Below are 10,441 nucleotides of genomic sequence, written 5' to 3' on the forward strand. Positions count from 1 at the left end.
TCGTGGACGCGAGGCGCGTATTACTGCCGTCGGCCAGCGGGCTCCGGTAGGTGGTTGTCGTTGTGCTGCCGTTGGGGTGGATCACGGTCTGCGGTACGCCGGCGTCTGTAGGCGTCGCGCGCCGCAGTTCACCGCCAGGGCGGTGTGGGCTGTCCATCCGGGTCCAGACCATCGCGCCACCATGCACTGAAAGCTGATCCATCAGGAGGCATGTTGCGCGCGTGGCCTCGGTCGGCGACCTGGCGGAAGAAGTTTTCGGCGCCTTCCCGGTCTCCCGCCTTCTCCAGCGACAGGCCCAGCCGGTACAGAGGGTCGGGACTGCCGAGGTCATCGGCCAGCTGGGCAAGGCGCTCTGCTTCCTTCAGGTCCCCCGCCTGCTCGCGTAGCCTGACCAGGAAGTTCAGGGCGAAAACGCTGCCGCGTTCAGCGGCCTGCCGGTAGAGACTTTCAGCGCTCTCCTTGTCTCCGGTCGTTTCCCGCACGCGGCCGAGGTAGGTCATCCCGTTGGGGTCGCCGTTGTCTGCAAGCTGACGTGCCAGGCTTTCAGCGCCTTCCCTGTCGCCCATCCTCTCGCGCAACGTGACCACGCGGCGCAGGCCAGCGGACTCGCCGTTGTCCGCAGCTCGCCGGTAGAGATCCTCCGCTTCTTCCCCATCCCCTGCTCGCTCCCGCAGAACAGCCAACGGGAAGAAGGCCTCGGTGATGCCGTGTTCTACGGCTTCCCGATAGAAGGTCTCGGCACCCTTCAGATCCTTGGCCTTCTCCCGCAACTGGCCCAACCGGTAGAGGGCTTCGGTGATGCCGTGATCGGCGGCCTCCTGATAGAGCCTGTCAGCCTCCTTTACGCTCCCCGCCCTTTCGACGGAGCGCGCCAGGCTGTGTAGGGCGGCAGGCCTGCCGCGGACTGCGGCCCGCCGCGCGAGGGCTGCAGCGCCCTTCCTATCGCCCACCATGTCCCGCACCGTGACCACGCGGCACAAGGCATCAAGGTCGCCGTGGTCGTCGGCGCGCTGATAGAGCGTCTCTGCGACGGCCTGGTCTCCCCTGTCCTCTCGGATCACGGCCAGGCAGTACAGGGCATCAGCGCCGACGTGCTCGACGAGCTGTTCGTAGAGGCTCTCGGCACTCGCCCGGTCCCCAGCCTCCTCCCGCATCATGGCCAGGCGGTACAGGATGGTGGTGCTGCCGTGACCGGCGGCCAGTCGGCCCAGGGCTTCAGCACCCTCGTGGTCCCCAGCCTCCTCCCGCAACTCCGCCAGGTCGGACAGCACTTTGATATTTCCGAGGTCAGCGGCCTGCCGTGCAAGGTCGTCAGCGCCTTCCCTGTCATTCGCTGCCTCCCTCAATAGAGCCAGGTTGAAGAGGACATCGGTATCGCCGAGGTCGGCTGCCCGCCGATAGAGATTCTCAGCCTCTTCTCGGTCGTCCGTGTCCTCCCGCATCTCGGCCAGGGCATAGAGGGCGTTGACGCTGCCGAGGGAGGCCGCGCGGTGGCGGAGGTGGTGTGCCCATTCCAGGCGGTGTCGGTCCTCAGCCGCCTCGACCAGGACGTCCAGGTCATCTGGGTTGGTGAGGTGGGCGTGGGCGGCGTCCCAGAACGAGGCCGGCGGGCACAGGGAGCGGCGGGTAGAGCGGCCGTGTTCTTCGAGGTAGTCGGCGAGCCGGAACATTGTGCCCGCGGGTTGGGGTGAGGGGTGTTCGGCTGGCTGCTGCGGGCCGGGTGGGCGTCGTTGAGGGCGGGCTCGTACGCGACGTAGCGGGGCTTGTTTGCCGTGCCCTGGTGCGGCGAGTTCGGCGTAGGCCTGTTCGGCCCAGTCCTCGGTGAGTTGGTCGTAGTCGTCCTGTGAGAGGTAGTCGGGGGCCGCGTCGGTCAGGAAGGCTTGGGGGAGGTGGGGGCCGACGAAGAGGCGACGGGCGTCCATTGCAGCGTGCAGCAGGGCGCGGGCGGGTGGGGTGGCCTGCTCGTAGCGGCGCAGGAGTTCGGGGGCTCCGGCCAGGTCCTGGGTGATCCGTCCGCCGTCGCGTGCGCGCGTGAGGGCGTCGGCCAGCAGTGCGTCACCCCCCTCGGCCAGGAGGGCGGCGGCGGCCAGGGCTGCGGAGTCGAACGCGTCGGGGACGGCAACGGTGCGGCCGGTGAGCAGTTCCCGCACCCGAGTGTGAGGGTCGTTCCCGTTCGGAGCGGGCAGCGTCGTGTACCGGTCGGCGTACTCGGGCCATAGTGTGCCCAGTACCAGGACTGGGCCGCGCTGCTCGTCGGTCAGCAGGCGGTGTACGGCTGCCGCGATCCGCTCGCCGCAGGCCCGGTCGCCGAGATAGTGCTGAGCCTCGTTCAGCCACACCACGGTGCGCGGCCCGACCTGGTGCAGCTCTTCCAGCGCGGCCTCCGCCCGGGTCGGGTCGAAGGGATGCCACAACCGCCAGGGCTTCGTGGCGAGCGGCTGCACGGCCTCCCAGCACGCCCTCGTCTTGCCCGTCGAGGAGCTGCCCACCAGGACCACGATCCGGCTGCGGCCCTGGGCCGCCTCGCGTACCGCTGCGGCCAGCACTTCGTCATGTCGGCGCTCCACGTATCCCGGCAGGGCCTGCTCGCCGACCGCGATGGTGCCCGGACCGGCCGGGTGCACTTCCAGCTCGTGCGGCTCCCACTGCTCGATCGGACGCCCCGGCCCCGGCATGTCGGCCGGGTGCCCATCCGCTTCCTCCATCGCGGTCCGCCGCAACTCCAGCAGCTCCCCCGCCGACAGCTTCAACGCGCGTGCCAGACGGGCCACCGTATTCGCCGACGGAACGCCGCCGTCAAGCGCAAGAGCCTTGCCCACCGTCGCTCGGCCCAGCCCGGCTAACCCCGCGAGCTCTGTCTGGTTCAGCCTGGCCCGGGCGCGTGCCTCTTCCAGCCGTCCGTGCAGCTCAGCGAGTGCCGGGCTGCGGCTGTTGTCCGCCTCGTGCATGTGCTGGCCCCCCGGGTGGTGTGTGCGCCCGTGTTCATTTTCGTCTCGCTGAACCATGGCGCACAGGCATTCCGGGAGGTTGATCCCTGTCAACACCCACCGTGTGCAGGGAGCTTGCCGTGACCGTCGCCGTCGTCCTCCTCGCTGTCGCTGTCGTCATCGTCGTCGCGCTGATGGCAGCCGCCGGCGCCGCCACGTTGGCCCGCCTCGAGGGCAGCACCTGGCCCAGCGCCCTGACCCGTGCGGCCCTCACCTTCACCACAGTGATCACCCTCGCCGCCGCCGTCACCGCGGCCCTCACCCCCCTCCTCCCGTGAGCGCTGTGGTTCCTGGACAGCGTGGGCAGCGTCCGTTCACCGGAGAGTGACGGCGCGGCCGCGACGGCGCACCGTCGCTGCGCAGGACGTAAGCGGATCGAGCCGTCAGCATGCGCGCATGAATGATCAGTGGATTGCAGAGAGCGCGGTGTGTCCGCAGTGCCAGGGCCCAACGGAGGCCCTGTGGAGGGAACATCCGGGTGCCCACCGTCTCGATCAAGATCCGGGCGACCACGGGTGCCTCTTTCGTGACTGGGTCAGTCGTCGCTGCCGGGCGGGATGCTGGCAGCAACCACGTCCTATGCGGTCGTGCTGGCGTGGTGACAACGTGCCAGGTGCCTCGTCTGCGCCGGACGGAACGGAACCAGAGCTGGGTTGATCTTCGACTCTCCTACAACCCTCGGCCCCTGCGGACGGTCTGATCCCGCGGGCCGAATCGGCTCTCTGACTCTCGCGGGCCGCTCACGCAGTGCACTGCTGTCTACCGGCCCCCTGTTCTCACTTGGACTCACATGCGTATACGTGCTGCGGCGATCGCCGGGACCACGTCCGCCGCCCTGCTGCTGACCGCTGGGACCGGTTTTCCGGCACACGCCGATGGCCAACCGGTCATCACCAAGGTCGTGGTCAACAAGGGCAAGAACATCGTGGTCGGCCCCACCGCCGTCACCAAGTTCAGCGCCCAGGTCACGGCCACTGATCCGTCCGGCGTGATCGTGGCAGACGTGCAGCTGTGGCGCGGCCCCTCCTTCGACGACCGCACGGGCGGGATCTCCTACGACGCCCCCAACTGCCATGCCGACAGCTCCACGACCACCACCTGCACCATGAACTTCGCGGTCATGGCCGACACCCGCGACATGAGCAACGCCGTGTCCAATGGGAAAGCCGGCACCTGGCACATCTACGCCAGCGCCTTCTCCAAGGACCGCGTCCAGACCACCGTCGACTCCTGGGCGACCATCAAGGTCCAGCGAAGGTCCCAGCTGACCGCGAACGCCGCCCCCGAGCCCGTGAAGAAGGGCAAGACCCTCACCGTCACCGGAAAGCTCTCCCGCGCCAACTGGGACACCCGCAAGTACGCCGGCTACAGCGGCCAAAGGGTGAAACTCCAGTACCGGCCCAAGAACAGCAGCACCTACACCACCCTCAAGACCGTCACCACCAGCAGCACCGGCGAGTTGAAGACCACCGTCAAAGCCACCGCCGACGGCTTCTACCGCTACTCCTTCCCCGGCACCACAACCACCCCGGCCATCAACGCCGCCGGCGACCACATCGACGTGAGGTAGAGACCGCCGGGCAGGAACACCCCTGTACTTGACCGCGTCGTCCTGCGAACCTCCGCGCGGCAAGTCAGGAGGCATATTGGTCGCGGACGGTGACGTGACCGCCCGGGCACGCGCGTCATGCCCGGGCCAGCACGGCCGCCGCAGTCCGGGTCCGTTCCATGTCCCGGCCCAGGTCGAGGGATTCCAGTGCATCGACGGCCGCTGGTCGGGTCTGGTGGACAGTTCGGCCACTGGTGTGCGGTGCTACCAGAGTTCGACAGAGCACGAAGCGCACTTCCCGGTGAACCGAAGTACGTTCTTGGCGGCGTAGCGCACTCTGACTCCGGACGCCCGCGAGGTGTTCGCGGCGCACTTGGAGAGGGTTGGCAGGCGTTCGCTGGGCTCTTCGCCATCCGGGGCGGTGCCGTCCGAGGCAATGCCGTACGACCGCCCCTGACACCAGCGGATCGGCTCCGGGCCGGTCGCGCTCCCCGAACGCGGGAAGCGCCGCCGCTGTCAAGCCGCCGCCGATTGCCGGTGCTGGTTGCGGAATTGCCGCAGCAGCTCCGCCCACACCAGCAGGCAGGTCGCGGGCGCCGCGGCGGCGAACAGCATGTGCACGTCGTCCTCGCCCGCGCTGTGCGACGCCCACAGGCTCCAGGCCAGGGCCGCCAGCACTCCCACCACCGTCAGAAACCAGGAGGGCAGCTCGCGGCGGTTGTCGACGATCGCCGCCGCCGCGCCCAGACCGCCGCCGACCACCAGCCCCATGACCAGGACCGCGCGGGTCCAGTCGGGGGCCCCGATGACGCCTTCCAGTACGGGCTTCGCGTGAAGCTGCCGGTATGTGATCAGCAGGCTGCCGATATAGACGATCGCCAACGTCGTCAGGCTCAGGACTCTGATGAACTGCCCCAGCGTGCCGCGGTTTCCACCAGCCATGCTGTACCCCCCACTATGGAACAAGGCCGGAATTGGCTCTACAGGATGCCCGGTTGGGTATGAATGCGGCAGGGGGTCGCGGAAAATCCCCCGCGACGGGGCGCATGGCCACGGAACCGCCGCACTCGCAGACGAACTCCTGCAGGCCTACGGCTATCCCGAAACCGGCCTCATCACCCGCACCGGCCACCTCCAGCCCAGCCAGTTCACACAACGCACCTCCGGTGCCGTGGAACTCTGGGCACGCCAGCAGGGCCTCCAACACTAGGACCGACCGGCCCTATTGGGCCCCGGTGCCCTAGCTCAGTCATCAGCCGCAAAGTAGGTCTCGGGGAGCCGGGCGATCCCGTTTCCCCGTCCTGGGCGTCGTCGTTGGTCTGATCGAGTGATCGAGGCCAAAGGGGCGGGCGTGCGGCAAGAGTGGTCGCCAGAGGAGCTGTTGGCGAACTGGACGCTGGTAAACGGCGACTGGGAGCTGGTGGCGAACAAGAGCGGGACGACCCGGCTCGGCTTCAGCCTCTTGCTGAAGTTCTTCGAGCTGGAGGGCCGGTTCCCCGATGTGCTGGAAGAGGTCCCGCCGGCCGCGGTGGAGTACGTCGCCGATCTGGTGAAGGTCCCGGCCACCGACTTCGCGAAGTACCTGCTGGTGGGCCGGACTGCCGAGTACCACCGCAAGCAGATCCGTGAGGCCCTGGGATTTCGGCCCTCGACGGTCGCGGATGAGAAGGCGCTGGCCGAGTGGCTGGCCGTGGAGGTCTGTCCGGTCGAGCTGGTGGAGGACCGGCAGCGCGAGGCCCTGCTGGTCGAGTGCCGGGCCCGGAAGATCGAGCCGCCGGGCCGTACTCGGGTCGAGAAGGTACTCGTCGCGGCGCGGGGCAAGTGGGAGAAGACTTTCTGCGCCCGCACGATCGGCCGCCTGGGCGAGGCGGGTACGGCTCGGCTGCTGTCCCTGGTGGCTGAGGACAACGAGGCGGGCACCACCCTGCTGGCAGCGCTCAAGCGAGACCCAGGCGCGGTGGGCCTGGACTCGCTGCTGACGGAGATCACCAAGCTCAACGACGTGCGCAAGCTCGGGCTGCCCGACGAGCTGTTCACTGACTGCTCGGAGAAGCTGGTGGCCGCCTGGCGGGCACGAGCGATCAAGATGTACCCCTCGGACTTCCGCGACACGAGCGAGGACGTACGGATCACCCTGCTCGCAGCGCTGTGCTCGTCCCGGCAGGCGGAGATCACCGACGCCCTGGTCGACTTGCTGGTCGCGCTGGTCCACAAGATCAACGCTCGTGCCGAGCGGCGGGTGGAGAAACAGCTCACCGCCGAGTTGAAGAAGGTCCGCGGCAAGGAGGGCATCCTCTTCAAGCTGGCCACGGCTGCGGTCGACAAGCCCGACGAGGTCGTACGCCGGGCCCTGTTCCCGGTGGTCGGGGAGAAGACGCTCAAGGACCTGGTGGCCGAGGCGAAGGCGAATGAGAAGGTCTTCAAGGCGAAGGTCCGCACCACGCTGCGCTCCTCGTACAGCTCGTACTACCGGCAGATGCTGCCCCCGCTGCTGAACACGCTGGGCTTCAAGTGCAACAACACGGCCTACCGGCCGGTGATGGACGCGATGAAGCTGCTGAAGAAGTACGCCGATGTAGACGGCAAGACCCGCTTCTACGACAGCGTCGAGGACGAGCCGCCGATGGACGGCGTGGTGCGCAAGGACTGGCGCGAGGCGGTCGTCGACGACAAGGGCAAGGTCGAGCGCATCCCCTACGAGCTGTGCGTCCTGGTCGCGTTGCGGGACGCCCTACGGCGCCGCGAGATCCACGTCGAGGGCGCCGCCCGCTGGCGCAACCCGGAGGACGATCTGCCCGGCGACTTCGAGGCCACCCGCGCCGTGCACTACGCCGCGATCCGCCAGCCGCTGAACCCGAGGGCGTTCATCGCGGACCTGAAGAAGCGCATGACCGCGGGCCTGGACCAGCTGTCCCGCGCGCTCGCGGACGGCTCGGCAGGTGGGGTGAAGGTCACCACCCGCAAGGGCGAGCCGTGGATCACGGTTCCGAAGCTGGAGCCGCTGGCCGAGCCCACCGGCCTGGCGGCCCTCAAGGAGGAGGTCGCGCGCCGCTGGGGCGTCCTCGACCTCCTGGACGTGCTGAAGAACGCCGACTTTCTGACCGGCTTCACCGAGGAGTTCTCCTCAGTGGCCGCGTACGAGCGCATCGAGCGTGACGTCCTCCAGCGCCGTCTGCTGCTGGCCCTCTTCGCTCTGGGCACGAACATGGGTATCCGGGCGATCGTTGCGACCGGCGAGCACGGCGAGAGCGAGGCCGCGCTGCGGCACGTGCGCCGGCACTTCATCACCGTCGACAATCTCCGGGCCGCCGTCACCAGGCTGGTGAACGCCACCTTCGCCGCCCGCGACACCGCATGGTGGGGCGGTGGCACCGCGTGCGCCTCGGACTCGAAGAAGTTCGGGTCCTGGTCCTCGAACTTCATGACCGAGTACCACGCCCGCTACGGCGGCAACGGCGTGATGATCTACTGGCACGTCGAGCGGAAGAACGTCTGCATCTACTCCCAGCTCAAGAGCTGCTCGTCGTCCGAGGTGGCGGCGATGATCGAGGGCTTGCTGCGGCCCTGCACCGACGCCGAGATCGAGTCGAACTACGTCGACACGCACGGTGCGTCGGTCGTCGGGTTCGCGTTCACCGAGCTGCTGAAGAACATCGGCAGCGTCCGCCTGTACCGTCCGGACGACACCCCGCCCGGCTGGCCGACGCTCGGCGCCTCGCTGACGAGGCCGATCCGCTGGGAGCTGATCGAGCAGCAGTACGACCAGATGGTGAAGTACGCGACTGCGCTCCGGCTTGGAACGGCGGAGGCGGAGCAGGTGCTGCGGCGTTTCACACGGGGTGGCCCCAAGCACCCCACCTACCAGGCACTCGAAGAACTCGGCCGGGCCGTGCGCACGATCTTTGCCTGCGACTGTCTGGCCAGTCCCGGCCTGCGCCGCGAGATCCACGGCGGGCTCCAGGTTGTGGAGAACTGGAACAGCGCGAACACCGTGCTCCACTACGGCAAGGACGGCGCCCTGACCGGCCCCGACAAGGAGCACGCCGAGACGTCGATGCTCGCCCTGCACCTGCTCCAGTCCGCGCTCGTGCATGTCAACACCCTGCTGGTGCAGCGGGTCCTGGCTGAACCAGCATGGGCATCGAAGCTGAGCGACGAGGACCGGCGCGGTCTGACCGCGCTGTTCTGGTCGAACGTCAACCCGTACGGCACGTTCCGCCTGGACATGGACAAGCGCCTCGATCTGGGGTCGGCCATCGCCGTGCCCCGCCCTCGCACACCGACGCATCAGGCCGCCCGATCAACCTCGAAGTCACGCTGAGGGACTTCCAGGGCCTAGCCGACTTGGGAACCATCGGCGAGCCACCCCCGGCTGATGGAATGTCCGGGCGTGGCCAGGCGGCTGCCGCGTTCTGTTGCATGGCCGCCGGTGTGCCTACTTGTCGGTGATGAACGGTGCGCGGCCGATCTGGCGGGAATTTCGGTGACTCACATGTGCACGACGGAGGTCGCGTCGGGGTCGGTGGCCGGTACGCCGCGCCGGTAGAGGACGGCGGTGATGATCAGACCGCCCGTGAACAAGGCGGCCGACCACCAGTACGCGGTTGAGTAGGCCTCCAGGCTGGACTGAGCGAGGACGGCGGGGTCCTTGGGGTTCTTGCCGGCCAGGTAGTCGGCGGCGGCGCTGGTGGCGAGGGTGTTGAGCAGCGCGGTGCCCAGGGAGCCGCCGACCTGCTGCATGGTGTTGACTGCGGCGGAGGCGGCGCCGGCGTCCTCGGCGCGCACGCCGGCGGTGGCCAGGGCCAGTCCCGGGGCGATGACGAGGCCGAGGCCGAGTCCCGCTACGAGCAGCGGAAGCATGATGTCCGTCGGGTAGCTGCTGTGGAGGTCGAGGCCGGTCAGCCAGACCATGCCGGCGATGGCGGCGCCCATGCCCAGCGGCACGGTTGCCTTGGGGCCGATGCGGGGGATCAGCACCGTGGAGGCTAGCTGGGCGGCGACCCCGAGTCCGACGACCATGGGCAGGAAGGCCAGTCCGGTTTTGATGGGGGTGTAGCCGAGGCTCTGCTGCAGGTAGTAGGTGAGGAAGAGGAAGACTCCGTAGATGCCGACGGAGGTGATCAGGATGGTGAGGAAGGAGGCGCCGCGGTTTCGGTCGAGCAGGACCCGCATGGGCAACAGGGGATAGGTGGAGCGGGTCTGCCACCAGGCGAACACGCCGATCAGAACGACACCGCCGGCCAGGAAGCCCCAGGTGGTCGTGGAGCTCCAGCCGTGGGTCTCGGCGTGGGAGAAGCCGTAGACCAGGGCGAACAGGCCGGCGCTGACGAGTACAACGCCGGGGATGTCGAGGGTGGCGGTCTTGTCGCGGGTGGTGCGCTGCAGCAGAAGGACACCACCGACGAAGGCGATGGCGGCGAATGCGAGGTTGACGTAGAGGGTCCAGCGCCAGTCGAGGTATTCGGTCAGCACGCCGCCGAGCAGCAGGCCGACGGCGCCGCCGGCACCGGCGATAGCGCCGAAGACGCCGAAGGCCTTGGCTCGTTCCTTGGCATTGGTGAAGGTCGTGGTCAGCAGGGACAGCGCCGCCGGGGCGAGCAGGGCGCCGAACAGGCCCTGCGCGGCACGCGCGACGACGAGCATCTCGAAGCTGGTCGAGGCGCCTCCCAGGGCGGAGGTGCCGCCGAAGCCGACCAGCCCGGCCAGGAAGGTCGCCTTGCGGCCGAAGAGATCAGCGATGCGGCCACCGAGCAGGAGCAGGCTGCCGAAGGCGAGCGCATAGGCGGTGACGATCCACTGCCGGTCGCCGTCGGAGAAGCCCAGGTCCTTCTGCGCGGAGGGGAGGGCGATGTTCACGATGGTCGCGTCCAGGACCACCATCAGCTGGGCTACGGAGATGACACTG

6 protein-coding genes are annotated in these 10,441 nt (G+C 68.5%); 3 read left to right on the plus strand and 3 right to left on the minus strand.

All coding sequences use genetic code 11. From position 1 onward, the window contains the following. Positions 1 to 128: 128 nt before the first annotated feature. The gene (locus AQJ46_RS48190) at positions 129 to 2,948 is read right to left on the minus strand and encodes a tetratricopeptide repeat protein (protein ID WP_059211698.1); all 2,820 of its coding nucleotides are present in this window, start codon (positions 2,946 to 2,948) and stop codon (positions 129 to 131) included. A gap of 119 nt (positions 2,949 to 3,067) precedes the next feature. Between AQJ46_RS48190 and AQJ46_RS48195 the strand changes: the two genes are divergently transcribed. Both AQJ46_RS48195 and AQJ46_RS48200 read left to right on the plus strand, forming a co-directional pair. Continuing rightward, positions 3,068 to 3,265, plus strand: a complete 198-nt coding sequence (locus AQJ46_RS48195) for a hypothetical protein (RefSeq protein ID WP_059211699.1) — start codon at positions 3,068 to 3,070, stop codon at positions 3,263 to 3,265. A 512-nt stretch (positions 3,266 to 3,777) separates the two neighbouring features. After that, positions 3,778 to 4,557 carry a hypothetical protein gene (locus AQJ46_RS48200; protein WP_059211700.1) on the plus strand — a complete coding sequence of 260 codons (780 nt, stop codon included), beginning with the start codon at positions 3,778 to 3,780 and terminating at the stop codon, positions 4,555 to 4,557. A gap of 495 nt (positions 4,558 to 5,052) precedes the next feature. On the opposite strand, the gene AQJ46_RS48205 is transcribed toward AQJ46_RS48200, so the two are convergent. Then, positions 5,053 to 5,478 carry a hypothetical protein gene (locus AQJ46_RS48205; RefSeq protein ID WP_059211701.1) on the minus strand — a complete coding sequence of 142 codons (426 nt, stop codon included), beginning with the start codon at positions 5,476 to 5,478 and terminating at the stop codon, positions 5,053 to 5,055. Positions 5,479 to 5,887: 409 nt separating this feature from the next. On the opposite strand from AQJ46_RS48205, the gene AQJ46_RS48210 reads away from it, so the two are divergent. Then, positions 5,888 to 8,857, plus strand: coding sequence for a Tn3 family transposase (locus AQJ46_RS48210; protein WP_059211702.1), 2,970 nt, complete (start codon positions 5,888 to 5,890; stop codon positions 8,855 to 8,857). Positions 8,858 to 9,024: 167 nt separating this feature from the next. Here AQJ46_RS48210 and AQJ46_RS48215 read toward each other — a convergent pair. After that, on the minus strand, positions 9,025 to 10,441 hold a 1,417-nt coding region (locus AQJ46_RS48215; RefSeq protein WP_225887630.1), incomplete at its 5' end, for an MFS transporter.

The sequence above is a fragment of the Streptomyces canus genome, from assembly GCF_001514145.1.
Lineage (GTDB): Bacteria > Actinomycetota > Actinomycetes > Streptomycetales > Streptomycetaceae > Streptomyces > Streptomyces canus.

What these genes read in the sequence shown, in the direction of transcription:
- AQJ46_RS48190 (WP_059211698.1), bottom strand. Translation starts at nt 2,948, where the DNA reads ATGCACGAGGCGGACAACAGCCGCAGCCCGGCACTCGCTGAGCTGCAC.
- AQJ46_RS48200 (WP_059211700.1), top strand. Translation starts at nt 3,778, where the DNA reads ATGCGTATACGTGCTGCGGCGATCGCCGGGACCACGTCCGCCGCCCTG.
- AQJ46_RS48205 (WP_059211701.1), bottom strand. Translation starts at nt 5,478, where the DNA reads ATGGCTGGTGGAAACCGCGGCACGCTGGGGCAGTTCATCAGAGTCCTG.